Source organism: Granulicella cerasi (assembly GCF_025685575.1).
Classification (GTDB): Bacteria; Acidobacteriota; Terriglobia; order Terriglobales; family Acidobacteriaceae; genus Granulicella; species Granulicella cerasi.
Map to the genome: position 1 here is coordinate 330,054 of NZ_JAGSYD010000003.1, position 25,787 is coordinate 355,840.

The following is a 25,787-nucleotide window of genomic DNA, read 5'->3' on the forward strand; positions in this document are numbered from 1 at the left end:
CAACATAGAACGTACAACTCAGAACCACTCCGGCTCCGCTATACTCACTCCACCTATGCATCATCTTGGACACACGACCAGCTCGAACAAGCGCGACCACCTTCTGCTCGCGCCCGACACCTTCATCCGCACGCCGATGCCCGGCATCACGAAGGGCTTCGCCATCGTGCATGTTGCGCCGCAAGCAGGCGCGGCGTTTACGCAGATGACCGTCGAGCTGGACGCCAACGGGACGCTCACGGAAGGCCCGACGCAGCGCCTCATCTACGTGCTCGAAGGCAAGCTGACACTGCAGGAGCCGAGCTCCAAGAAGCAGCACCAGCTCGCGCCCGGCAGCTACGCCTACCTGCCGACGGAGCATCCGCACACGATCACCGCGAAGACCAAGGCGCGCCTCGCCGTCATCGACAAGCCATACATGCCGCTCGAGACCGAGCCGAACCCGGAGTTCTTCATCGGCCGCGAGCAGGACCTGAAGCCCACCGCGCTCAACGGCGACCCCGACCTCGAAGTCCGCGCGCTCATGCCCGACTCACCGCAGTTCGACTTCGCCTGCAACACGATGACCTATCAGCCCGGCGCGTCGTTGCCACAGGTGGAGATCCACTACATGGAGCACGGCCTGCTGATGCTCGAAGGCGGCGGCATCTACCGCCTCGGCGACGCGTGGTACCCCACCCAGGCCGGCGACTTCATCTGGATGGCTCCGTACTGCCCGCAGTGGTTCGGCGCCATCGGCAAGAAGCCCGCAAAGTACCTCATCTACAAGGATTTCAATCGCCACACGCTGGCGTAGAGACGACCGATGACTCTCACCATCAACACCGACCGCCTCCTCGCCGAACTGCATCACCTCGCGCGCATCACCGACTGCCCGCCGACCACGGACACGTCTCTGCCCGCACCGACGCAAGCCGTCACGCGCATCGTCTTCACGCCGCGCGACCTCGAAGCGCGCGCATGGCTGAAGCAACTCGCCACCGACACGGGCTTCACCGTCCGCGAAGACGCCGTCGGCAACACCTTCCTGCGTTGGGAAGGCTCTGACCCGACGCTCGGCGCAGTCGGCACCGGTTCGCACACGGACGCCATCCCTCACGCGGGCATGTACGACGGCACCGTCGGCGTGCTCGGCGGACTCGAAGCGATGCGCTCGCTCAAAGAGTCCGGTTTCAAGCCGCGTCGCTCCATCGAGACGCTGATGTTCACCAGCGAAGAGCCCACGCGCTTCGGCATCGGATGCCTCGGCTCGCGGCTGCTCGGCGGCGTGCTCGATCCCGATGCGGCCGACGCACTCCCTGACCGCCTAAGCGAAACCGAAGCCGACGCGCCGAAGGGCCTCACGTTGCAGCAAGTGCGCGCGCAGGCCGGCTTCACCGGCTCACTCGCCAGCGTGAAGCTTGCCAGCGACTACTACGACTCCTGGGTCGAGCTGCACATCGAGCAAGGCCCGCTGCTCGAGCGCGAAGGCATTGACCTTGGCATCGTCACCAACATCGCCGCGCCTGCGAGCTATCGCTACACCGTCGAAGGCTTCGGCGGCCACGCCGGCGCGCTGCTCATGCCCGACCGCCGCGACGCGCTCACCGCCGCCAGCGAACTCATCCTCGCCATCGAACGCTTCACCCGCGAAGCCAACGCCCAATCCGCAGCCGCAGGCCAGACCGGCGTCGACTCCGTCGCGACCGTCGGCAAGGTAGATATCTTTCCCGGCGCGGTCAACTCTGTGCCTTCGCGCGTGCAGTTCATGCTCGACATTCGCGACACCGACGTCGCGCGACGCAACAACAGCATGACGCGCCTGCGCGCAGAGATCGACCGCGTGAGCCGTGAGCGCGGGGTGAAGATCACCGAAGAGGTCATCAACTCCGATGAGCCCGCGATCTCCGCGCCGAAGATCCTCGACGCGCTCGTGGCCTCTGCAAAAGCCGAGAACGCGAGCTATCGCATGATGGTTTCGCGTGCGTACCATGACTCCAACTTCATGGCCCGCGTCGCGCCCATGGCGATGCTCTTCATCCCCTGCCGCCACGGCGTCTCGCACAGGCCGGACGAGTACTCCACGCCAGAGCAGATCGCGCTCGGCACACGTGTGTTGGCTCGCACCCTGGCCGCGCTGGCATCGTAAAGCGCAGTAAACTGTTGGCACGATGGCAATTGAGTCTCGCAATCCCGCAACCGGCCAGCTCCTTCGCGCATACGACGCGCTGACTCCCGACGCGCTCGAGCAACGCCTCGCCCTTGCCCAGCAGGCCTTCCGCAACGGCACGCGCATGGAGGATCGCATCTTCTGGATGCGCCGACTCGCCTCGCTGCTCGACCAGGACCGCGACGAGATCGCAGCGCTGATGACCAGCGAGATGGGCAAGACCCTTGCCGCAGCCCAGGCCGAGGTGGAGAAGTGCGCCGTCTGCTGCCGCTTCTACGCCGAGCATGCCGAGAGCTTCCTCGCGCCGGAGATGATCGAGACTGAACGCAGCGCCAGCTTTGTGCGCTGGGACCCGCTCGGCGTCGTGCTCGCCATCATGCCGTGGAATTTTCCACTCTGGCAGGTCTTCCGCTTCCTCACGCCCGCGCTGATGGCCGGCAACGTGGGCCTGCTGAAGCATGCGAGCAACGTGCCGCAATGCGCGATCGCGATCGAAGCGCTCGTACGCCGCGCAGGCTTCCCGCGCGGCTGTTTCCAGACGCTGCTCGTCGAAGCGCGCCACGTCGAAACTATCCTCGCCGACGATCGCGTCGCCGCAGTCACCGTCACCGGTTCGGAAGCTGCAGGCCGCGCGGTCGCCGCACAGGCGGGTTGGCTCATCAAGAAGACCGTGCTCGAACTCGGCGGCTCCGATGCGTTCATCGTGATGCCCTCCGCCGATCTCGAAGCCGCCGTCACCAACGCCGTAAAGGCGCGCATGATCAACAACGGCCAGTCCTGCATCGCGGCCAAGCGCTTCCTCGTCCATGAGAAGATCTACGCCGAGTTCCAGAGCCGCTTCATCGCCGAATTCGAGAAGCTCAACGTCGGCGACCCGATGAAGCCGACGACCGACATCGGCCCGCTCGCTACCCCGAAGCTCGTCGATGATCTCGAAGCCCAGATCGAGGCCTGCAAGACTGCGGGAGGCCGCATCCTCAGCGGCGGCGAACGCATGGTCGGCAATGGCAACTACTTCGAGCCAACGTTGATCGCGGAAGTGCCACGCACCGCAGCCGTCGCCAAGGAAGAAACCTTCGGCCCGCTCGCATTGCTCTTCCGTGTGAAGGACCTCGACGATGCCATCGCACTCGCGAACGACACGCCGTTCGGCCTCGGCGCAAGCTGCTGGACGAACGATCCTCGCGAACAGGATGCCTTCGCGCAACGCCTCGAAGCAGGGAGCGTCTTCTTCAACGCGCCCGTCGCCAGTGACCCGCGCCTGCCGTTCGGCGGTGTGAAGAAGTCCGGCTACGGCCGCGAACTTGCTGCTGCAGGTATGCGCGAGTTCCTCAACGCGAAGACCGTCGTCAAGGCCTGAGCCTCGATCCAGAAACAACAGGGGCGCGATCCGTGTGGATCATGCCCTTGTCTGCATTGCGTTTCGCGCTAGAAGTTAAACGAAGCCTGCACGGAGATGCGCTGCAACGAGTTGTTGCCCGTGTACGTTCCGCCTGCCAACTGCGTGCTCTGGCCGAAGTTCGGCGAGCTGATGATGCCCACCGGCGACGAGTAGTCGTGGTTGTTGAACAGGTTCATCACCTGGAAGCCAACCGCGAGATTGTACTTCTGGCCGGTGCTTGCGCCACCGCCACCCATCATGCCGCCGGGGCCGCCACCGCGCGAACCACCACCGCCACGCGAGCCGCCACGGCCACCGCCCGGAGGCGGTCCACCTTGACCGGGACCACCATCGCCACCGCTCTGCACGTCGGTCTTGTTCTTCGATCCACCGAAGCCGAAGGTCTTCGTCACGCGGACGTTCGTGGTGAACTGTGCGGGTCCCGAGCAATCGTTGATCGGAGCAATCGACATCGTCGCCGCGTTCGCATTCGACGCCGTGCGCGAAAGGAACGAGCCGCAGCCTGCATACTTCACCGAGTTCGGCGTGCCGTCCGCTACGAGGTACGGGCGATCGTTGAAGACGCCGTCCTTGTTGACGTCCTGGCCTTCGAGGATGTTCACCGGGTTGCCGCTCTGCGCGATGATGAACGGCGAAACCGAGATGAACTTCGGCAGTGTGATGCTGCCCATCACGAACGCGCGCTGACGAACGTCATAGGTCGTGCGGCCGATGTCAGCATTCAAGTTGCCAGGTGTTGAAACGAACGAGCCCGCGCCTGAAGCGTTGCCGCGCGCCGAGTTCAGCATGTAGAAGCCGAAGATCGAGAGCCACTTCGTCGTCTGCACACGACCGTTCAGCATGAGCTGGTTCTGATGGAACGCGCCCTGGCTGAAGTACTGATCGTTGAGCGTGCCCGTCGTGCCGCAAGTCTGTCCCACGGCGAGGATGCCGCAGCTTGCGTTCTGAATCGCAAGCTGATGCAGGCCAAGCGAGTGAATGTAGTTCACCGACATTGTGCCGATCTTGCCGAGGTTGCGGTCCGCACCGAGTGCAAACTGCTGCACATACGCTGTGCGCAGGTTGCCTGCGGTGGAGTACTGCGTCGAACCGGTCGTCGACGATGCTGCGCAGTTGGTCGCCGAAATCGGCAGCGTCGGTGTGCAGTTTGTCGGGTTCGTCAGCGTGTAGATCTGCTGGTTCTGTCCGTTGTAGCGCAGCGTGTTCAGGATGTTCGACTGGCCGAAGCGATCGTAGAAGATGCCGTAGCCGCCACGCAGCACAACCACAGGCTTCTTCGGATCGCCCACACCATAAGCGAAGGACAAGCGCGGAGCCACGTTGTTCGAGCTGCTGAGGTGGTTCTGAATTTCGTAGCGAACGCCGTAGCTGATCGTCAAGTTGCTCATCGGCTTCCAGTCATCTTCCGCATACAGACCAACGTCCGCCAGGGTGAACTTCGTTACCGGTGTGTTGATCACCGTGCGCGAGAACTGGCTCAGCGTGGGCGTGGCACTCGCGTAGTTGCCGATGCTCGAGTACGTGAATGCGCCGTTCGAGCCCGCGTAGGAGCTGATGGCTTCACGCGTCGTGCGCAGACGCCCACCGAAGCGCAGGAAGTTCTTCTTCAACTGCACCGAGGTGTAGTTCTGCACTTCGAAGTGGTCCTGGTGATCGGAGCTGTACTGCCCCGTGTAGCCACCGGTGGTGAAAGCACCCGAAACCATAATATTTGCCGCCGTGGAGAAGGGCGTCGTCGCCGTATGCTCGCGCTCATACTCGAAACGCGTCTCGTTGATGACGTGCGCGCTAAGCGTCTGCGTGTCGCTGATCTGCACAATGTTGCTTTGGCTCGTCTCGTTGTAACCGGCAGACGGCAGGACGAAACCAGAGATGCCCTGGTTGTTCTGATCGTTCTGGTTGAACTGGTAGCGGATCGTCAGCACGTTGTTCGCGCCGAGCGCGAGATCCACACGCGGAGTGAAGTCCGTACGCGACTGCGGCGTCTTCGTCGCTACTGTCAGGCCGGTCGTGATGCAACCTGTTGCTCCCGGCGAGCACGGCGTGATCGAACCAGCAGCCGTCGTGTAGATCGTGCCGTTGGTGATGCCGAGGTCCTGGATGTCACGGTGCGAGCCGCCGATGGAGAACGACGCCCACTTGCTCAACGGTCCCGTGATGCTGCCGAATATGAAGAGCGTGTGGTACGGCGCCTGGTAGGTATTTGACGAGATCAGCGGGTTCGCCGTGTTGAACTGCGACGGGTTGTAGTTCGTCTGGAACTGACCATGCAGCTTGTCCGTGCCGGGCTTGGTGAAGACCTCGATGCGGCCGTAGCCGAGCTTGTCATACTGAGCCGAAAATGGGTTCTGGTTGATGCGGATTTCGCGGATCGACGACTTCGGCGGAAGCTGTCCGCCGGTGAAGCCGTCCACGTAAATCTGGCCGCCGTTCGGTCCTGCGGAAGGCCCGGCCAGCGCCGACAATTCGCTCGAAAGCTCATCGGGATCGTCCGACAGCGCGTCGAGGTCCTTGCCGCTGAGGATCATGGCGCTCGCGTTATTGTCCGGGTCCACGCTTACCTGCACCGCGCTCGCGTCCACATTGATGACCTGCGTCGTCTCGCCAACCTTCAGCTTCGCATCCAGCGTCGTCGCGGCCACGGCGGGAATCTTCACACCGGTCGCCGAGTAGGACGAGAACCCCTTCATGGACACCACGATCGTATACAGGCCCGGCGCCACCGACAACGAATACGAGCCGTCAGCGCCCGCCGTGGCCGAAATGCCATTACCCTTGCTGGGCGTCAGGTTTACCGTCGCGCCGGGGATCGGGTAGCCGTCCGGATCGCTAATGGTGCCGTGCACCTTGGTGCCGCCCAGTTGCGCCGACTGCGCACCGGTGCCCAAGGACTGAATCGGCGAGCTCACGGCCTCCGCCGGCGAAGGCTTCTGCGTCACCGTCACGGGTACCTGCTGTTGACCGGCCGTCGCGGGGACGTTCGCCGGGGTGGAGGTCTGGGCAGCGCTGATCAGCGGCAGGCAGACTGCCGCAGTACACACGACCGCGCTATACCATTTGTGGTGCAAAGGCATGGAATGCTCCTGAATGTTTTGCAAGAGGGACTGAAGGCTGGGTGAGCCCCTGCTCTTTTGGATTCCTACTGTGAAAGACGGGTGGGAGCGGAAAAAGCCGCCAGAAATAGTGGCAAACCCTCCCACCTATCGAAAGATAGTCAGCGGCATTCAACGAACTGCCGTCAGCGGCTACTGCACGCCGCCTGCGGCTTCGGCTCCGCTGGAGCCGCCAAGACCCCACGGCGAGAGCGTCATCGTATCGCCGCTCGGTGCCGTCAGAATCGCGTCCACGCCGACCAGCATGGTTACCGCGGAAGGCGTCGTCGAGTCCGCCGACGACTGTGTCGCCACGATCATCACGGCTTCACCGGTCTTCAAACCGCTGAGCGTTTCCGTCGGCAGACGCTGCATGATGCTGCTCAGGCCCGAGCCTTCACGCTGCGAACGAGCGCGGGCATCGCCGCCTTCGCCGCCACCGTTCCAGCCGCCCGCAGGACGACCGCCGGCAGCAGGAGAGCCCGCAGCTGCAGCACCCGAAGGTGCCCCAGCCGAAGCCTGTCCCTTCAAACGCATCGCAATCATCTGCGCCATCTGCGGCGGCAGACGGCGCACGTCGCTGTCCTTGGTCACCTCGACCTTTACGACTTTCTTGCTCGCGAGGTCCTTCAGCGTCACCGCGCCCGTCGCCGGATCAATCGCCGTCACCAGGCCCGAGAAGTTGCGGAAGGTACCCGCGACCATCTCATCCGCCGTCAGCGCCGTGCCGTCCGGAGACTTCGTGCCGCGTACGCGAATCTGGTCACCTACGCCGATCGAGCCCAGCGTGCTCACGGTCGCATCCGCAAAGCGCACAGACCCGCCCGAGTAGCGGCGCACGATCGTTGACGGCGTTGTCGAAACCGCGATCATTTTCTGGCCGCTCGCCACCATCAGCTTGCCCGTCGTGGGATCCACAGACTTCACAATGCCGCCGATGCCCTGCGTCCACGCAGCTTCTTCGGCAGCGTGCGCTGTTTCAATCGCCGCGGACTTCATGACGATCACGCGCAGCACCGACGGAGTCGCCGGAGCGGCCTCCGGGGTCGCCGTCACCAGCGCGCGGTCACCCACGGAGATGTCCGTAGCCGCACCCGGTATGGCCGACTTCAGGTCTTTGCTCCCCGGTGCAACCAGCAGAATTTTGGCCGCGTCCGGCAGCGTCAGCGCGACGTCACCGTTGGCAGAAGTGATCACCAGCGAGCCCGCACCTACAGACTTCACTGTGCCCGTGACCTTGAGCGAAGTAGCCGCAGCCGCTGGCGCAACCTGCGCGAAAGCTACGCTACCCAGCGAAATCGGACCGAGAGCTACCGCCGTTGCCAGAATCGCGGATCGAAAACGAATCATTGAATAAACTCCTTGGAAACCGTGCCGCACTGCAATGCCTCTATTGCACACATCAACGCTTAAGACGCGCTGAAGTTACCGTGCCGTACCAGATACGTTCCAGCCACGCGCAAAGTCGCAAACACATCCAAGGATACTGACAAATTTTCCTTACGGCAGAGTGACCGTATCCGGCACGTTTACATCGAGATGCGACGGATATCGCGCCGAGCCGAAGATCGTGATCGTCTGTTTCTGATACGCCTCCGCCGGAGCCGTCATGATGTTCGGCACCCAAGTCTGCGGATTGCGGTCATACAGCGGGAACCACGTTGACTGCACCTCGACGCGGATGCGATGGCCCTTCAGGAACGTGTGGTCCACGCCGTGCAGGCTCCACTTGTACTCGGCTACCTCTCCCGGCTTCACCGCTTCGGGCTTCTCGAAGCTCTTGCGATAGCGTCCGCGCAGGATCTCGCTTGCGACCATCAACTCATACCGCTGCGTCTTCGGCGCATCCTCTGCCGCGGTCGTCGGGAATCCCGTGCCATCGGGGTAGATGTCAATCAGCTTCACGATCCAATCACCATCGCTGCCGGTCGTCGCCGCGTACAAATCCGCCAGCACGTCGCCGGTCACCGTCACATCTTTGTCGAGAACCGGCGTGTCGAAGTTCGCCACATCCGCACGGTCTTCGACGAAGCTCTGATCTTCCACCAGCCACTGACGCCAGATCGAGTGATCACCATACGTCGACTGCACCGGACGATGACGATACGGCACCGGGTTCGCCGGATCGCTCACATAGCTGCCCGCGCGGCTCTCGACGGAGTTCTCCTTCACCTCGGCCGGCGCCTTACCCGTCAGCATGTGGTTCGCTTCCAGATAGAATTTCGCGGGCTTGAAACCCTGCACCGGCGGCCACGCCGCATAGCGATGCCATTGGTTCTCGCCCGTGCGGAAGCTTGCCGTGTCTTCCAGATCAAAGCCCTTGCGGTCCTTCAGATACCACTCAAAGAACGGCGCTTCAAACTGCGTGCGGTACTGTTGTCCTGTCGCTTCAACAAACTGCGCGCGGCCGAAGGTGTTGCCCAGCGAACTGCCCGGTCCGCGCGCCCAACCGCCGTGGTTCCACGGTCCCAGCACCATGAAGACCTTGTGCTTCGCGTCGCCGGCTTTCTCCTGCGCGCGCTGTGCGGTGTACTCCGCCTGCGGGCCAAACATGTCTTCCTGATCCCAGAAGCCACCGACCTGCAGCACCGCCACCTCGGGCGCGCGAAGCTGGCGCAGCTCGCTCTTGTCACGCCAAAGCTGCGTGTAGTTGGGGTTGGTCAGGAACAACTGCGCCGTCGGCAGGTTCGTCATGCCCGCGCTCGCAGCCGCATCGGCAAAGTTCGTGTGCTTCAGGAAGAAGTCGTACTGGTCTTCGCTCGAGTCCTGACGCTTGTCGGTCTTCTGCGCCTCAAGCTGCTGCACGTAGTCAAAGCCATACGTCTCGCGGAACGCGCCGTTATGGAAGAAGTCGTCGCCCAGCCACACATCGCCCATCGGCGCCTGCGGGCTCACAGCCTTCACCGCCGGATGCGCATGAAGCCCCGCCATCATCGCCAGAAATCCGGGATAGCTGATACCCCAGGCGCCGACGCGGCCGTTGTTGTTCGGCAGGTTCTTCAGCAGCCACTCAACCGTGTCATACGTGTCGGTCGTCTCGTCGATGTCCTGCTTCGTCTTGTGCTCTACGACCGGGCGCATCATCACAAACGTGCCGCCCGACTTGTAGCGTCCGCGAATGTCCTGAAAGACCCAGATGTAACCACTCGCGGCGAGCTCCGGCTTGCCGCCGGTGATCGTGATGGCCTCATAGCCGTCCACGCCATACGGCGTGCGCTGCATCATGATCGGCAGCTTCGGCCCGTTCGTCTCGCTCCCCTTCGGCCGCAGGATTACGGTATGCAACTCGACGCCATCGCGCGCCGGAATCATCACCTCAGTGCGCACATACTCCGGCATCACCACGCCTGCAGGCTGCGGATTGCGCTGCGCGGAAACCGAGGCTCCCGCAGAGAAGACGATGATCGCGAACACCCGCAGCACTCGATGCAATGAAGCCTCCTATGCGGCTCAGGGCCGCGTAAAAGTAGTGAGTGGTTAGTCGTTAGTCAGAGACTCCGCTCGCAAAGCGAGCGAAACCGCTGCCGACTAACCACTAACCACTTGTTTCTCTTTACTGCCCGGTCAGATTGCCTTCGGGCTTCGTGTTGCACTGCCATCCCTGACGCGCATGAGCGCCGTCGCAGAACGGACGCTTCTCGCTCAGGCCACAGCGGCAAAGGCTGACCGCAGGCTTGCCCGTCAGGTCCCACTCCGCGCCGTCGGCGTCCTTCAGTACGATGTGTCCTTCGACACGCAGCGGTCCGTTAGGACGAACCGTAATGTGAACTGCTTCATCTGCCATGTGTGTTGCCCTCCCAACCGGCTCAGAATAGCAGCCGTCGCCGTGGATGACGCGTCCGCTAGTCGAACTCGACCATCACCTCATCGACATAGCACCATCCCCAGCTCTCGCCGGGCTCCACGGAACGGATCGTCGGATGCTTCACCGCGTGGAAATGCTTGGTCGCATGTTTGTTCTTCGAGGAGTCACAACAGCCCACGTGCCCACACTCCAGACACTCGCGCAGATGCAGCCATCCATCGCCCATCGCGATGCACTCCGCGCAGCCCTTGGCGTGTGCGGCCTTCGCGCTGTCGTTGATCTCAATCGAATCGAAGTGATGACAAGCCATGCAGGACTCCTTTAGTTCGAGCTTTCGCCAACAACCTTGAACATCACGTGCGTACCGTCATCAAAGAGCAGTTCGTACTGACGCGAATACCAGCCCGCTTTCGACTCGTTGATCTTCAACTCGCGGCAGCGAAACTCTCCCGGATGCAACATCCCCGAGGCGTTTGTCTTCAGCTCATACTTCGTGCCGTCGATGATCGCCTCCACATGCAGCTCCGACGAACCGGCGCCTTCTGCCGCGCCCATCACCGGCACCAGGAACGCGTGCGTCACATGCGCAACCAGCGGGTACTGCAACTCCACGTCGCCTGAGGACGAGTAGCGCGACTTCTGCGCCGACGCCGCCAACGGCAGCATCATCCCCAACGCCAAAACACCCATCAACACTCGACGCATCGTTACACCGCCCTCTGCAAGCATTCCTGCTGCGCCTTCAACAACTGCTGAATTCCCGCTTCCGATACACGCAACATCTCATCCAGCTGCGCCCGCGAATAAGGCTCGCGCTCGGCCGTCGCCTGCGTCTCCACAAATCCGCCCGAGGCCGTCATCACCACGTTCATGTCAACCTCCGCACGAGCATCTTCCTCGTACGCAAGATCCAGCAACACGCGGCCGTCGACGATCCCCACCGAAGTCGCCGCCACCATCTCGCGCATCGGCGAAGCCTTCAGCGTGCCCGCAGAGACCAGCTTGTTCAGCGCAATCGCCAGAGCAGTCGCCGCACCGGTGATCGCCGCCGTACGCGTACCGCCGTCGGCTTGAATCACGTCGCAGTCCAGCACAATCGAACGTTCGCCCAACGCCTTCAGGTCCATGACCGAGCGCAGCGAACGACCGATCAGCCGCTGAATCTCATGCGTGCGCCCGCCAATCTTGCCGCGCTCGCTCTCGCGTGGTGTGCGCGTCAGCGTCGCGCGCGGCAACATCGAATACTCTGCCGTCACCCAGCCCTTGCCGGAGTTGCGCATCCACCCCGGCACCGTCGGCTCAATGCTCGCGTTGCACAGCACGCGCGTATGGCCAACCTCGATCAGTACCGATCCCTCGGCCGTCTGCACAAAGTTCGGCGTCATCTTCAGCGTGCGAGCCTGGTCGGCTGCACGGCCTTCACTACGAAAAAGTTCTTCCACTGCCATCCCGTAATCCTAGCCCACCCACTACCGTCGTCGCACCGCCCATGCACGGCGGTAACCGCCGCCAGTGCCCAGTGCCATCCCCCAAACCGGGAAACTTGCCAGTTCAGAACCACAGTGGTTACCTTTTCCCGCACCAAAACGATTCAGTAGGAAGATTTCACCACCGGAACGCGGGAAAATATTCCCAATACCGGAATAAAAACCAAATCGGGAATTCGCTCTTGCGGGAATTTCGCCCCATTTTCGTGCAACCGGTCGCGTCCAGCCCATATTGGGAAAATACGGCGATCATCATGCGTTACTCTCAAAATCGTAAGACATTCATTTCAGAACACTTGACCGCAATGTTCCACTTTGGCACGCAACGTGTAACCAAGGAATCACAACACCGGTAACCACATTTCCTACAACCCGGAGAACCCTATGCAGGCGCACTCGCTGAGCAACAGAGCCGCAAGCACCCCCCTCCCGTTCGCCGTCGCCGACACGTCGACCGCTCACGAAGTCACATCCTCCATCGCAGAAGGCGCAGGACTCGCGCACGACGCCAACAACCTTCTCGGAGCGCTCTCTCTTTATTGCGATCTGCTGGACGCGCCCGGCGTCCTTCAGCCCGAACACAAGCACTACATCGAAGAGCTTCGTCTGCTCTCGGCCCGTTCGAGCAGCCTGATGAATCGGCTCGTCGCCCTCTCCGACGACCGTGACCGCGTCGTGGAGAGGGTTCCCGGCGAAGCGCCGGTGACCCTGCCGACACAGCCCGTCGCCAGCGATGTCCTGCACGCGCTTCGCCCGCTGCTGGAGCCACTTGCTCGCCCCGCGCAGCTTCGCCTGACCACCCCCAGCCGCGCGACGCTGCCTGCCGCGCTTACAGCCGAGATGCTGGAGCGCATGGTCGTCAACCTCGTTCGCAACTCCGCCTCGGCGCTGCGGCGATCGCGGCGCCTCTCTCGCCACATCGACATCACGCTTACGGACTCCTGCGGCCGCTTGTGGCTTACCGTGGCCGACAACGGCCCCGGCATGGAGATGGTTACGGCTGCACGCTTCGCCGGTTCCACCGAGGACGCGAAGCCCGGCCCGCGCGGCGGCCTCGGCCATCGCATTCTGCAGGAGCTTGCCGCGGCCAGCGGCGCACGTATGGAACTCACCGTGCATCCCGGTCAGGGCACCATCTTCGTCTACTCCTGGGCGCGCACCGACCTCAGCGAGCAAGTCTGCCAGGTCATTTCCATCGAAAGGAAGTGCACCTCATGCTAAGTGGACGTCCCGCTCCGCGAGATGCTCGCCCCGAGGCCCCGCGCCGCACCCCGCTGACGCAAACCGCCGCGGAACGTGTCGCCGCCGCGGGCACGCCGCCCATGGAGGTGCTCGTCGTGGACGACGACGCCTCCGTGCGTCGCGCCTGCGCCGAGATCGCCCGCACTCTCGGCTTCCAAGTCACCGAAGCCGCTGACGCGCTGCAGGCCCGTGCGGCCCTGGCCGAGCGCGCTACCGACCTCCTGCTGCTTGACCTGCATATGCCCGGCGGCAGCGGACTCACGCTGCTCGACGAAGTCCGCACCGCACATCCATCGATGATCGTCGTCGTGATGACGGCGTACGCGTCGGTGAAGACCGCCGTAGAAGCCATGCGCATCGGTGCAGGCGATTACCTTACCAAGCCCTTCACGCTGGAGGAGCTGACCACTACGCTCGAACGCGCCGCACAACGCCGCACCTTCGACGCCGAAAGCCGCGCGCTGCGCGAGAAGCTGCGCACCGGCAACGGTCTCGGCATGTTGGTCGGCAAATCGCCCGTGATGGAGAAGCTGTATCGCATCCTGAGCAAGGTCGCCTACACCACACACCCTGTGCTCATCCTCGGCGAGTCCGGCACGGGCAAAGAGCTCATCGCACGCTCGATTCACCAGAACGGCCCCAACAAGTCACGGCCGTTTATCCCCGTGGACTGCGGTGCACTCGTACCCACGCTGATCGAGAGCGAACTCTTCGGGCACGTGAAAGGAGCGTTCACCGGAGCCAACCGCAGCAAGGTCGGTCTGCTGGCCGCCGCCGAGCGTGGCACCGTCTTCCTCGACGAGATCGGCGAGCTTCCTCTCGACCTGCAAGCGAAACTCCTGCGCGCGCTGCAGGAGCGTGAGGTGCGTCCGGTCGGCGCAACGCACTCGGTACCCATCTCGGCGCGCATCGTCGCGGCCACGAATCGCGATCTCGCACAGATGGTCGAGCAGGGCCGCTTCCGCAAAGACCTCTTCTTCCGCCTGAACGTCGTGAACATCCGCGTTCCGCCGCTACGCGAGCGTAAGAGCGATATTCCGCTGCTGGCCGCGCACGTGCTCGACCGCATGAGGCGCGAGAACAGCATGAACTACACCTTCGCCGATGATGCGATCTCGCTGCTGATGCAGTATGACTGGCCTGGCAACGTGCGCGAACTCGAGCACGCCATCGAGCGTGCCTGCGCGCTGTCGAGCGGCCCGGTGCTGCACCTCGGCGACTTCCCCACGCAGATGCAGGACCACCGTTTCCACCTCGCGGGCGGCCAGTCGCAGTACCTCGAGCCACACCACATGCCCACCGCCGTCCCGGGCATGACGATGGCCGCCAACGGCCAGCCCGTTGTGCAGTCCATCGCCGAGATGGAGAAGCAGGCGATCCTCAACACGATCCGTCAGCTTCGCGGCGACAAGCTGATGGCTGCCAAGCTACTCGGCATCGGCAAGACGACGCTCTACCGCAAGCTCAAGGAGTACGGCCTCGGCGATGACGCCGACCTCCGCTAACGCCACCAGAAAGGAACCGCCACGATGCCCTACCCCATCCTCATCGTTTCGCCCGAAGCCAGCGGCCGCCCTGTCGCCGACGCGCTGCGGCGCGAGCTTGATCGCGCGCTCGAGCTTGCGCCGAACCGTCGCGTCGGACTCGCGCAACTGCGGCGCAACGAGTACAGCGTGGTACTGCTTGACGAAGAGCTGACCGCGCCCGATCAGGAAGCCACCGACGCGCTCTATCAGAACGCAGGCGGCGCGATCGTGCTGGAGATGAGCTTCTCGCTCACCGGCGTGCCACGCATCGCGCGTCAGGTGAAAACCGCTCTGCGTCGCCGTGCGCATGATCAGCAGATCGCGCATCAGCAAGCGGCGATCGCGCTGCAAAACGAGTTGAACGCCTCGCTCACCGGCCTGCTGCTGGAGTCGCAACTCGCCCTGCGCGAAGCCACACCGGCGACCGCGCCGAAGCTGCGGCATCTCGTCGAACTCGCGGGCGATCTGCGCGACAGGCTGCGAGCACTATAGCGTCCGCGCATCGCACGAGTGCGCGATATTCGTGCGGTGCGCGGCGACTCCTCTCACTTTTGCTGTGTAAAATCCGCCTTGAGAGACACGCGCAGCAGAATGTGCGTCTCATCCAGCAGAGGAGAACGCATGATTACATTGACCCCCGGTAAGCTTGCAGGACTCAAGGCCGTTTCCGACGCGCGCGGCGTGATCGCTGCAGCCGCCATGGACCAGCGCGGCTCGTTGCAGAAGTCGATCGCCAAGGAGCGCGGCGGACAGTCAAGCAGCCACGATCTCGAAGTCTTCAAGACCAACGTCACCGACGTACTGACCAAGCACGCATCGGCCATCCTGCTGGACCCCGAGTACGGTCTGCCCGCTGCGCAGAACCTGAACGGCAAGGGCCTTCTGCTCGCCTACGAGAAGACCGGCTACGATGCAAACACGCCCGGCCGCTTGCCTGATTTGCTCCACGTCTGGAGCGTCCAGCGCCTTAAGGAAGCTGGCGCGGACTGCATCAAGATCCTGCTTTACTACACGCCCTTCGACACCAAGGAAGTGAACGAGTTCAAGCACGCATGGATCGAGCGCATCGGTGCAGAGTGCAAGGCTTTTGATATTCCCTTCTTCCTCGAGTTCGTCGGCTATGACGCCGAGGGCGGCGATGAGAAGACCGTCGAGTACGCAAAGAAGAAGCCATCCATCGTGCGTGGTGCCATGGAAGAGTTCTCCAAGCCCCGCTACGGTGTAGACGTGCTGAAGGTCGAAGTGCCGATCGTCATGGAGTTCGTGCAGGGCACGAAGGCCTTCAAGGGCGAAGCCGCTTACACGCGCGAAGAAGCGAAGGCGCTCTTCGTGGAAGTCGCTTCGGTCACCGAGCTTCCGTTCATCTATCTCTCGGCTGGCGTATCGAACCCGGTCTTCATCGAAACGCTCGAACTCGCAGGCGAATCTGGTGTGAAGTACAACGGCGTTCTCTGCGGTCGTGCAACGTGGAAGGACGGCATCTCGATCTATGCGAAGGACGGCGAAGCAGCCTTCCGCCAATGGCTCGAAACCACCGGCGTCGAGAACATCGAGAACGTGAACCGCGCGCTCGCCTCTGCAACGCCATGGACCGAGAAGGTCAACGCATAACTCCGAATCGTCTTCCTGAAAGGGTTCCACGACAACGAAAGAAAGCCCGCCATCACGGCGGGCTTTCTCTTTTCCGCATGATCCGCTACTGGATGTACCAGAGCCCGTACAGCCCCGCGTCAGCGTCATAGAGCACGTCGTAGTGATACAGCGCGCGAAGGCCCGTGTTGATGAATGTGCCGTGCGACGGATTCGCATAGCTCACGCTCGTCGGTGTTGCGCCACTCGTTCCGCCAACCGTGATGATGTAGTCATGCGTGCCGACGTACACGGTGATCTGCGTCCCGCTCGCCACCGTGCCACTCGAAGCCAACGACGAGTCCTCGATGATCATGTTCAGCAGGCCGGTATCAACGAGCGAAGTGCCGACCAACTCACTGCCCGTACCGATCGCAAAGCCACCCGTCGGCGTCACCCAATCGTTATGCGTACCCGAGGCTGGCGTACCCGCGCTGGTCAACTGCTGCGTGCCGAAGCTATCACCCACCGTTGATGGCGTGAGCCCGAGATACAGACCTGCGCGCTTGATCAGATAACCACGCCGCATCGTACCCGCAACCATCTCGGTCAGGTTCAGTGCTGCGTTATACGGAGGCGAAGTCGTCAACGTCGTGCCGCGGCCGAAGCCGATGCCCAGCATATGGGGAATCGCGCCGGTACAATTCGCCGAGTTCACACCAGTACCGAGGCACGTTCCGCTCGTTACGGCCAACACAGGAATCGTCGCTGTGGCTGCTACGCTGCTACCGCTCTCATTCGTGGAGTCCGGAAAACTCACCGTCACGGTGGACCACGTTCCCGTCAGCTTCAACCCGCTCGACGAATACGTGATGCTTCCCGCCGTGCCCGCAGGCAGGTTCGGGATCTCGCTCGCCGGCAGAATCATGCCGACCGATCCGGTGTCGACCGTGAACGAACTCACCGTGCCACCATTGGCCTGCGCATGAACCTTCAGCGTGCTTGTCAGGTTGGAGAAATCGGGCGAGCCGACAAACGGCACCTTATAAAACTGCGAGTAGTTGCTGTAGTACGTGCTCGCAACCGAGGGCGTCGCGATCTTCGTAATTCCACTGTTCGAGGCAAGGGGCCCAGCACCGCATCCTACGGTTGCCATCACTACCAAAGCGCTACAAATCGATGCCACCAACGACTTCTTCTGCATCAGGTATGTCCTCCGTGCGGCGAGTGTATGTCGACGCACGAAGGATCGCTGCATTACGAAAGGATGTCGTCTACTCTGGTCGCAAACCTGCGTAGCCACCATCAGCGTCGAAGAGATAGTCGAAGTGCCCCAGCGCGCGCAGGCCCGTGTTCATGAACGTGCCATGCGAAGCGCTGGCGTAGCTCACGCTCGTCGGCGTCTGCACGCCGCCGTCGGTCACCGCAAACGAGTAGTTCTGGTTGCCGATCGTCACACCCATCTTCGTGCCCTTACTCAGGGTTCCGCTCTGCGGCAGGCTTGCATCTTCGACGATCATGTTCAGCAAGCCGGTATCCAGCAGAATCGTTCCCGAGTAAGGCCCACCGCTGCCTACTGTAAAGCTGCCACTCACCGTCGTCCAATCATTCTTCGACCCCGAAGCGGGTGTGCCCGCGCTCGTGAGCTTCTGCATCGCGAAGCCGGACGCGCTCGTCGTCGTAATGCCGAGTGTGATGCCCGTGCGCGCAATCGAATATCCACGACGCATCGTGCCTGCGGTCATCTCCGCAAGGTTGAGGAACGCGTTATACGGCGGCGACGTCGTCAGGTCTGTGCCGCGGCCATAACCCACGCCCAGCATGTGCGGAATCGCGCCCGTGCAGTTCGCGGAGTTCACGCCGGAGCCGGTGCAAGTGCCACTCGTCACAGCAAGCACCGGTACGTTCGCCGTCGCGATACGCGATCCACCACCGGAGAAGGTCGCCGAGGGGAAGCTCACAGGCAGGGTCACCCAGGTGCCCGTCAACTTCAGGCCACTCGAGGAATACGTCAGGCTACCGACCGTGCCGTTGGACGGCAGATTCGGAATCTCGCTCGCAGGAACGACCACGCCCACCGAGCCGGTATCGACCGTATAGCTCGAGGTCGTGCCACCGTTCACCTGTACGCTCACCTTCAACGTCGTGGTGAGGTTGCTGAAGTCGGGCGAGCCCACATACGGCACCGTGTAAGTCTGCGAATAGCTGCCGTAGTTATCCGTATATGCGCCCATGGACGCGGTGTTTGAGTTCGACGAGCAGCCCGAAAGCGCTGCAATACATGCGACCGCAGAAAGTCGTGCAAGGGTAGAAATCATTTGTAGGAGCCTTGACCACAAGCATACCCAAATCAACCTCTCTGAACACGACGAGTTCGAGAGAGATATTCTGTGTGCAGCGATATCCGCACATGATCTCATCGTCCGACACAACACGCGCCGACATCAGCATCGTTATGGCCACGTGCTCGCGCGCACCGCAACTGCGCGAAGCGTTAGCGTCGCTGTTTGCGCAGCAGGACCTCGACGATGTGAAGATCGAGATGGTCATCGTCGATGATCAATCCACGGACAACACGGCCGAGATGCTCGCAGAACTCGCACAGCATGCACGCTTCCCTATGCGCTTGCTGCGCGGCGAAAAGCGCGGCGTGGCTGCAGCACGTAACCTGGCCGCGAGCAATGCTGCGGGCACCTGGCTTGCCAGTTTCGACGATGATGAAATCGCCGAGCCTGACTGGCTCGTACAGCTCTATCGCTGCGCGCTGCAGCATGATGCAGACTGCGTAGGTGGCTCAACGCTGCTTCGCTTGCCAGCACCGCACATCGCCGCACACTACGGCACGCGCGCGCGACGCCTGCTCGGCGAGACCCTCCCCGGCGGCAGCACGCGGATCTATCCGCAACGTCAACTCCCCGCCACCAACAACGCGCTCATGCGGCGCGAAATGTTTCTCTCACTCGGTGGTTACGATGAACGCTTCACCGAAGGTGGCGAGGACACCGACTTCTTTCTCCGCGCACGCAATGCTGATTTTTGCCTCTGGCTTGAACCCTCCGCCATCGCGCATCACGTTATTCCCGAGCGCCGCACCAGCATCGCCAGCATCGAGCAGACAGCCATGCGAATCGGCGTAGCCGAAGCGCGCATCACCGAACTGCGAGAGCCCGCCACGCGCGCGTGGGCCACGATCCTCTCGCGCAGCATGCTGGGCTTATTGCGTGATCTTCCTCAGCTCATCGCAGCCAGGATCACGCGAAGACAGTTGAACGCAACAGATGCGCGCCTGAGCCTGCTGTATACCCTCGGCTTCACGCGTGCGACCGTATCGCGCGGCGCTCGTCGCGATGCTCTACGCTCGCGTATGGACTTCCGCATGAGGCATGGCGAGCGCGACGATCCGACGCGACGCTAACGCACGCGCAACAACGACAACGTCTGCGCGCGATCGCTCGCATTCGCATACAGCGACTGCCCAACCACCTGGGAACGGTAGAAGCTCAACACCACATCGTTGTCTTCGAGGCGACCATCGCCCCACTCGGCCCACTGCGGGTACTGTGCCCAATCCCAGTCGATGTAGCAGAACGCCTTGATGCCACGTGAGGAACGCAACAAGCCGAAGTAAGGTGCGAACCACGCATCCACACTCGCTTGCCCACCACGCACGGAGGCCGCGCGCGGCGTTGATTCGCCAACCATCACCGGGAAGTGTGCTCGATCCGCATCGTCAAGGAACGCTCGTGTGACCGCCGCAGCAATCTCCTCCGGCTCGAAGAGATCGAGCGACCACCAATCCACCGACGCATCGCCGGGGTAGTATTGCTGCCAGCGCGCTCGAGCCGTAGCAGCGTCATCCCTGCCGCTTTGCGTATCCAACTCCGCGCGAGGTGACCAGTTCCACACCATCGCTATCTGCGGCGAGCAGCTATGCATCGCCGCAGCAATATGCATAAACGAGGCACGATACGCTGCCGCTTCGTAGCCATTCCACGCGCCGTTGAACTCGTATCCCACGCGTAAGAACACGGGCCGGTCCAGCGAACGAATCCCCGCACAGAGCGCCGCGAGACGAGTATCATCCACACCGCGTGCGGTCTCGGCTTCATAGTGCGTCGCCGCATTGCCTTTGTTCAGCGAGAGCCCGATCTGCGGCACGAGGAACTCATGATGAGCTTCCAGCTCCGTCTTTGTGCGAGCGAAGAATGCCGCAAGATCATCGCGCAGATCTACATACTTCATCGTCAACATCGGGCGCGCTGGGCTCAACGCCGCAGTGTAGTTGTTGAATGAGCCTTCATCGCTCTGCCCCGCGCCGTGCAGGATCACGTTCGAGCCCGGCTCCAGCCGGCGACCATAGAACGCACGCGGCACGGCCTTCGCCACCGCAAGACGCTCCGCTGCAGCCGCATCGCGCGAAGCATCGCGACGCGTGTGCCACAGCCACGCCGCAGCTACGAGCGCGAGGACCGCAAGCAGCACAAGCACACGCCGCATCACGGCTGCGCCTCCGCCGCATTTGCCTGCAACGAACGCTTCCACGCAGCATGAAGCAGCGCGTTCGGCATCATCGCGATGCCGATGAAGAAAGCCCACTCCAACATGCCCGGCGACGAAACCCGCATCTCGCGATAGATCGCACGCAACCCGCTCCAGTCGCCCGCCCGCTTCGCCTTCAACGCAACCTTCGTGCTGAGAAACGACGCCGCTGCGCGGCCCCCAATCCACGCACGATACTGCTGCAGCCATGCCAGCGAATCCTGCCAGTTCATGCGCCGCGAGCGTGAGACGCCTTCAGTGTCGATGTTGTAAAGCGCCAGCGTGTCCCACACGAACTCAACACGCGCGCCCGCGAGATGCCATGCTTCCAACAGCCACGCCCAATCCTCATGGTCGCGGTGAGAGGTAAACGGCACCTGCTGCACGAGGCTGCGATGCATCAGCATCGATTGCAGCGAAAGCACTCCAGGCCGCGACAGCAACCCTGGCCGCAGCAGAATGTAATCGGCCACATCTTCATCAGCGCCGATCGGTCGCTCCGGATGGATGTCATCGCGAACGCCGTGCCGATAGACAACGCGGCAAGCGATCATGCGCTTCGGTTGAGCACGATCTGCGAGGCGCATCTGATGCTCAATCTTCGTCGGCATCATCTCGTCATCATCGTCGAGGAACGCGATCCATTCCCCGCAACTCAGGCGTACCGCAACGTTGCGCGCTTCGGCAGGCCCGCTGTTCTGCGCCAACTCGTAATAGCGCAAACGCGAATCCATGCCTTCGAGGATCGCGCGAGTCTCCGCGTGAACACCATCGGAAACAACGATCACCTCAAGAGCGCGATACGTCTGCGCCAGCGCCGTCTCTACCGCGCGCAGTACCTCCTGCGGCCGCCGATACGTCGGGATCACCACAGACACCAGGCCCGCTTCCACGTCGGAACAGAACGGCGGCAACTCGGTGATGACGCTCATGCGCGACCTCCCGCCAGAAGCTTCGTCGCCTCTGCGTGTTGCTCGGCAGGCAGACGCTCCAGGTCCGCAGGCGTCAGCGTTGTGACGAACTCCTGTTCGCCCACAAAGGCATCCGCATCCTTCTCCGAACCTGCTACGAGACACATCTTCATCACGCACGCATAGGCCAACAATGTTGGCAGATACGCATCAATCGGCGCAGACTCCGTGAGTCCTTCCAACGCAAGCCAAGTGAGCAGCACAGCGATCAGCAGCGCGCCCGCATCGCGGCTCGCGCGATAACGCCGCCACGCCGCGGCACACGCCCACCACAAGACCATCGCATAGAAGAACGCGCCCACCACACCCAGCGAAAGCACCTGGTCGAGATAACTGTTGTGCGCATGAGGCACCGTCCAACCCTGGTCCGCAGAGATGCGCGCCACGCGGTCGGCGTTCCAGAACGCTTCATAGCCAAAGCCCAGCAAAGGCTTCTCCGCAATGCTTTCGCTCAGCTCCTGCCACAGCGGCATACGGTTAGAAAGGCTCGCAGTATTCTGCGTATCATCACGCCCCAGCATGAACGCCGTCTGCACCGCGCGACTCCCCTTGCTCACTGCCACATAAATCAGCGCGGGTAACACCACAGCCACAGCAGCGACCACGATCATCGCGCGAGACGCTGCCGACCAGCGCGTACGCGCATGGCGCACCAGCATGAAGAAGACCATCACCGTACCGAGCACAAAGCTCATACGCGATCGCGTCATGAACAGGAGCCCCCACGCGATCACAGCCATCGCGCTCAAACGCCCTGTCCATGAAGGTTTGCGGTCCATCAATGCGGCGATGCAGAAGAGCAACACGCAGAGACTCATCGCCTGAAAGTTCGCCGTCGTCACGCCTTGAAAGCGGTACTCCGCATTCGATGGCGAGAAGATGCGCTGCATCACGACATCACTGTAAACCGCGAGCGCTGCGACGCTGCCGGTGGCCATGAAGCCCATCAACGCCAGCTCCATCGTGGAGAAAACGCGCGCCACCATGTACGCGAAAAGAAGGTTCAGCAGAAAGACAACGATGCGCTTCGCTGAAAGCGCCGGGCTCTCGCTCCAAGCCACGCTCATCACGGCCCACACAATGTACGCGATGACGAAGTAGGCCATCCGGCCACCGACGCGGCCTCGCTTCGGTAGGCGCCACAACAGGAAAACTGAGAGCACTCCGACCAGTGGCATCGCAATCTGACGACTCAGATTGCCCGCCTGCGCATCGTTCGCTGCAGACGCTGCACGGTCCAACGAATTACCCGGTACGAACGGCAATACATACGGGACCGAGTACCAGAACGCGACAGCAAACGCGATCATACAAAGCAGCTTCAGCAAGCGCACGCGGAGCGCTGCACGCCCCAGCTCCACGCGCAGTCGCTCGCTGCCTGCGGCAGCCATCCATCCAGCCGCGACGCTCATGCGCGCCTCATTTCGCGGCTATAGAAAATTTGTCGCACGATCACAACCACTACGCTGCCGATCGCAAGCGCTGCGGCGGCGCCAGGCAAATGATAAGCGCGCACCAGCCAGAGGATCACCACCGCTTGCACCAACATGCCGATCACATTTGCATAGAAGGTCAGGCCTGCGCGATCGATCGCCGTCAACGCATAGCTCTGCGACATCGTCATCGCAAACGCGATGAAGTTCAACGCCAGCAGCACGAGAATGCTGCGCGCATTCGCCGGCGCACCCTTGAAGATGAACTCCGCCACCCAAGGCCCCAGCGCGACGATGCCCACGGAGAAGGCGACTGCGCCCAACAACAGCAGACGATCGAAGCGAGTCACCGCGCGACGCAAAGCGGCCTTGCCGCCCGCGTGATACTCCCGCGCGAGCACCGGTCCCAGCGTGTTCTGCAGACTCGTCAATGCCACGCGCGGGATGTTCACAACGCTCTCGCACTTCGTATACGCGCCCACACTCGCGCCGCCCATCACCGAACCGATCACCCACGGGTTGCACTGCGAACTCACCATAAAGACCATGTTCGATCCCAGCAACCAGCGTCCCAGCCGGAAGTTGTGCGCGAAGTCGGCCACTACTTCCTGCAGACGAACCGTGAATGACTTCCACTCCGTCGCGAGCCAGTACAGCGACACCACGATGGCTCCGAGCGACAACGCCCACAACGTATGCGGTACGTCGAGCGCATGGCGATAGTACAGCCACTCTACGCCTGCAATCTGCAACCCGACGGTGGCGACATCGGTCCAGAACGCAGCCTTGAAGCGCATGTACGAGAAGTACGCGCGCCGCGTGAACTCACGAAAGAGAATGCCAATGCTCGCCAGTGCCAACGGCGCAAAGGTGTCGCGATACAGCACGTGCGCCGACGCATTCGACCAGATGCCAAGCCCCCACAACAACAGCGCCGCCAGTACGCACGCGATCACCTGCTGCAGAATCAGGCTGCCGTAGTAGCGTGTTCTGCGCTCCTCTGCAGTGCCGGGCAGATGGAACGTGAACGGCGCCCAGAGGAACACGTTGCAGAGTTGAATCAATACATCCATGCTGCGTTGCGTGAGGATGTAAATTCCAAATTCGCGCGACGCCGTGTGACGGCTCAGCAGCGCGGCCACGACCATATTGCCGAAGCTATAGATGACCTGATCGCACAGCGCATATCCCGCTCGCGCTCCCGCCATCGCACGCAGCCGCTGCCACCCGCTCTGCGGAGCGGACAGCAAAACCTCATCGGCTTCAAGGCCGATGCCAGCTTCGGGCAGTTGCGTCATGCGCCCATGTTCTCACGTTGCGAAAGCTGGCGGTATAGCGCGTTGACGTAGTCACCGTTGCGCTTCCACAAAAAGTCTCGCGCGCGTTCGGTGGCGGCAAAACTCATCGCCAGCATTACCTCTGGCTGCTGATACAAGCGCTCCAACGCGTCTCGCCAGGCCTCCACAGCTTCGCGTGGGTTGCTCACCGCGATCTTGATGCCGCACGCCTGCGTGACGATATCGCCCACGCCCTGGTGGTCGAAGCACACGACCGGCACACCGGCGGCCAACGCCTCCAGCACCACGTTGCCGCTCGTGTCGCGCAGGCTCGTGAAGCAAAACACATCGGCCTGCTGCATCGCAGCGACGGCCTCCGCAAACGGCAAGCGCCCGCGAAAAAATACACGATCCTCCAGCTTCAGCTTTTGCGCTTCTGCTTCCCACAACGACCGCATCGGGCCGTCGCCAAGCACCGTCAACCGAAACGGCATATTCGTCTTCGCCAACGCACGCAGCAGGATCGGCAACGCCTTCCGTGTTTGCAACTCGCCACTCCACAGCAGCTCTAGCGGTCGAGCCTCTCCGGCAACACGCTGCGCAAAGCGCGCACGATCAGGCTCCTGCACCGCAGTGAGGCCCGTCTCCAGCAACAGCTCTACCGGCCGATGCCACGCGCGTTCATAGTCGCGCTGATTCGTCGAATTCGAGGCCAACACCACCTTCGCTCCATGCGCCGCCGCCAGCACACGCCGATTGCGGCGCAGCGTCCACTCGTTCACCACTCCGCGGAGGAACTCCTTCGCCGCTTCCTTCCACGGAAGCATCGACAGGAAGCTGCGCGGAAAGTTCTGCGAGCCGCCCACAGGTCCCCAGAGAAACGGCGCGTCCAGCTTCCAGCCGTAACCTGGCTCGCGAAACGTGTTCACCGTCACCTGATGCACGATGTCGAACCGCTGCTCCCAGTGCAACTGCACGATCAACTTCTGCGCGAGACGCTGCCAGTGGTGATACGCCGCATAGTCATAGGCGAACATGCCTGCGTGAGGATCTTTGCGCCGTAAGCGATCATCTGGCGGCGGTGTATGCAGACGCACATTCGCAGGCAGAAAGCCTTCACGCGTTGCTTGCTGCAGTGCCTTGAAGTTCTCTTCGCTCGTGACGACGTGCACCTCCGCTACGCGCGCAGCCTGTAGCAAACGACCCCAGCCCACGGCCCACTCGGAGCCGCGGTACGGACTGCACTCATACGCCATCAGCAGGATTTTCACGCTTGCGTTCTCTTCTCTACGGCA

General features: G+C 62.3%; 22 protein-coding genes. 8 read left to right on the plus strand and 14 right to left on the minus strand.

Going from position 1 to position 25,787, the window contains the following annotated elements; genetic code table 11:
- The first annotated feature begins 55 nt into the window (after positions 1 to 55).
- The 3 genes from allE to OHL11_RS11035 are packed head-to-tail and all read left to right on the plus strand — an operon-like array spanning position 56 to position 3,509.
- Complete coding sequence (allE, locus tag OHL11_RS11025; RefSeq protein ID WP_263371559.1) at positions 56 to 796, plus strand: (S)-ureidoglycine aminohydrolase; 741 nt, start codon at positions 56 to 58, stop codon at positions 794 to 796.
- 9 nt (positions 797 to 805) lie between these two features.
- Entirely contained in the window at positions 806 to 2,128 is a 1,323-nt protein-coding gene (locus tag OHL11_RS11030) for a M20 family metallo-hydrolase (RefSeq protein WP_263371560.1), read from the plus strand.
- A 22-nt stretch (positions 2,129 to 2,150) separates the two neighbouring features.
- Positions 2,151 to 3,509 (plus strand): NAD-dependent succinate-semialdehyde dehydrogenase, encoded by a 1,359-nt coding sequence (locus OHL11_RS11035; RefSeq protein ID WP_263371561.1) that lies wholly within the window; start codon positions 2,151 to 2,153, stop codon positions 3,507 to 3,509.
- 68 nt (positions 3,510 to 3,577) lie between these two features.
- Here the strand turns inward: OHL11_RS11035 and OHL11_RS11040 are convergent, their stop codons facing one another.
- The 7 genes from OHL11_RS11040 to rph form a co-directional block, all read right to left on the minus strand.
- The gene (locus tag OHL11_RS11040) at positions 3,578 to 6,625 is read right to left on the minus strand and encodes a TonB-dependent receptor (RefSeq protein ID WP_263371562.1); all 3,048 of its coding nucleotides are present in this window, start codon (positions 6,623 to 6,625) and stop codon (positions 3,578 to 3,580) included.
- Between the two features lie 171 nt (positions 6,626 to 6,796).
- Entirely contained in the window at positions 6,797 to 7,993 is a 1,197-nt protein-coding gene (locus OHL11_RS11045) for a hypothetical protein (protein WP_263371563.1), read from the minus strand.
- A 150-nt stretch (positions 7,994 to 8,143) separates the two neighbouring features.
- Positions 8,144 to 10,066, minus strand: a complete 1,923-nt coding sequence (locus tag OHL11_RS11050) for a CocE/NonD family hydrolase (RefSeq protein WP_263372065.1) — start codon at positions 10,064 to 10,066, stop codon at positions 8,144 to 8,146.
- 130 nt (positions 10,067 to 10,196) lie between these two features.
- The gene (locus tag OHL11_RS11055; RefSeq protein ID WP_263371564.1) at positions 10,197 to 10,427 is read right to left on the minus strand and encodes a CDGSH iron-sulfur domain-containing protein; all 231 of its coding nucleotides are present in this window, start codon (positions 10,425 to 10,427) and stop codon (positions 10,197 to 10,199) included.
- Positions 10,428 to 10,485: 58 nt separating this feature from the next.
- Positions 10,486 to 10,758 carry a UBP-type zinc finger domain-containing protein gene (locus OHL11_RS11060; RefSeq protein ID WP_263371565.1) on the minus strand — a complete coding sequence of 91 codons (273 nt, stop codon included), beginning with the start codon at positions 10,756 to 10,758 and terminating at the stop codon, positions 10,486 to 10,488.
- A gap of 11 nt (positions 10,759 to 10,769) precedes the next feature.
- Positions 10,770 to 11,153 (minus strand): hypothetical protein, encoded by a 384-nt coding sequence (locus OHL11_RS11065; RefSeq protein ID WP_263371566.1) that lies wholly within the window; start codon positions 11,151 to 11,153, stop codon positions 10,770 to 10,772.
- 2 nt (positions 11,154 to 11,155) lie between these two features.
- Positions 11,156 to 11,896, minus strand: a complete 741-nt coding sequence (gene rph / locus OHL11_RS11070) for a ribonuclease PH (RefSeq protein ID WP_263371567.1) — start codon at positions 11,894 to 11,896, stop codon at positions 11,156 to 11,158.
- Between the two features lie 423 nt (positions 11,897 to 12,319).
- On the opposite strand from rph, the gene OHL11_RS11075 reads away from it, so the two are divergent.
- The 4 genes from OHL11_RS11075 to OHL11_RS11090 all read left to right on the plus strand — a co-directional run bounded on the left by OHL11_RS11075 (position 12,320) and on the right by OHL11_RS11090 (position 16,314).
- Entirely contained in the window at positions 12,320 to 13,156 is an 837-nt protein-coding gene (locus tag OHL11_RS11075; RefSeq protein ID WP_263371568.1) for a sensor histidine kinase, read from the plus strand.
- Positions 13,150 to 14,682 (plus strand): sigma-54-dependent transcriptional regulator, encoded by a 1,533-nt coding sequence (locus OHL11_RS11080; RefSeq protein WP_263371569.1) that lies wholly within the window; start codon positions 13,150 to 13,152, stop codon positions 14,680 to 14,682. The genes OHL11_RS11075 and OHL11_RS11080 overlap by 7 nt, the downstream gene beginning before the upstream one ends.
- Positions 14,683 to 14,706: 24 nt before the next feature.
- The gene (locus OHL11_RS11085) at positions 14,707 to 15,195 is read left to right on the plus strand and encodes a hypothetical protein (protein ID WP_263371570.1); all 489 of its coding nucleotides are present in this window, start codon (positions 14,707 to 14,709) and stop codon (positions 15,193 to 15,195) included.
- Between the two features lie 132 nt (positions 15,196 to 15,327).
- Positions 15,328 to 16,314, plus strand: coding sequence for a tagatose 1,6-diphosphate aldolase (locus OHL11_RS11090; protein WP_317890654.1), 987 nt, complete (start codon positions 15,328 to 15,330; stop codon positions 16,312 to 16,314).
- 85 nt (positions 16,315 to 16,399) lie between these two features.
- Here the strand turns inward: OHL11_RS11090 and OHL11_RS11095 are convergent, their stop codons facing one another.
- Entirely contained in the window at positions 16,400 to 17,428 is a 1,029-nt protein-coding gene (locus OHL11_RS11095) for a hypothetical protein (protein ID WP_263371572.1), read from the minus strand.
- A 118-nt stretch (positions 17,429 to 17,546) separates the two neighbouring features.
- Positions 17,547 to 18,590 (minus strand): hypothetical protein, encoded by a 1,044-nt coding sequence (locus tag OHL11_RS11100; RefSeq protein ID WP_263371573.1) that lies wholly within the window; start codon positions 18,588 to 18,590, stop codon positions 17,547 to 17,549.
- A gap of 92 nt (positions 18,591 to 18,682) precedes the next feature.
- On the opposite strand from OHL11_RS11100, the gene OHL11_RS11105 reads away from it, so the two are divergent.
- Positions 18,683 to 19,687, plus strand: a complete 1,005-nt coding sequence (locus OHL11_RS11105; RefSeq protein ID WP_263371574.1) for a glycosyltransferase family 2 protein — start codon at positions 18,683 to 18,685, stop codon at positions 19,685 to 19,687.
- Here OHL11_RS11105 and OHL11_RS11110 read toward each other — a convergent pair.
- From OHL11_RS11110 to OHL11_RS17235, 5 genes are read right to left on the minus strand one after another with little or no spacing between them, the layout of a single operon-like run.
- Entirely contained in the window at positions 19,684 to 20,769 is a 1,086-nt protein-coding gene (locus OHL11_RS11110) for a glycoside hydrolase family 26 protein (RefSeq protein ID WP_263371575.1), read from the minus strand. The two genes, OHL11_RS11105 and OHL11_RS11110, sit on opposite strands and share 4 nt — an antisense overlap.
- Positions 20,769 to 21,743, minus strand: coding sequence for a glycosyltransferase family 2 protein (locus OHL11_RS11115; protein ID WP_263371576.1), 975 nt, complete (start codon positions 21,741 to 21,743; stop codon positions 20,769 to 20,771). Before OHL11_RS11115 ends, OHL11_RS11110 begins: the two co-directional genes overlap by 1 nt.
- On the minus strand, positions 21,740 to 23,194 hold the full coding sequence (locus OHL11_RS11120; protein WP_263371577.1) for an O-antigen ligase family protein: 1,455 nt from the start codon (positions 23,192 to 23,194) through the stop codon (positions 21,740 to 21,742). Before OHL11_RS11120 ends, OHL11_RS11115 begins: the two co-directional genes overlap by 4 nt.
- Positions 23,191 to 24,513: a lipopolysaccharide biosynthesis protein gene (locus OHL11_RS11125; protein ID WP_263371578.1), complete on the minus strand. Its 1,323-nt coding sequence runs from the start codon at positions 24,511 to 24,513 to the stop codon at positions 23,191 to 23,193. Before OHL11_RS11125 ends, OHL11_RS11120 begins: the two co-directional genes overlap by 4 nt.
- The gene (locus OHL11_RS17235) at positions 24,510 to 25,763 is read right to left on the minus strand and encodes a glycosyltransferase family 4 protein (protein WP_317890647.1); all 1,254 of its coding nucleotides are present in this window, start codon (positions 25,761 to 25,763) and stop codon (positions 24,510 to 24,512) included. The genes OHL11_RS11125 and OHL11_RS17235 overlap by 4 nt, the downstream gene beginning before the upstream one ends.
- Positions 25,764 to 25,787 lie beyond the last annotated feature (24 nt).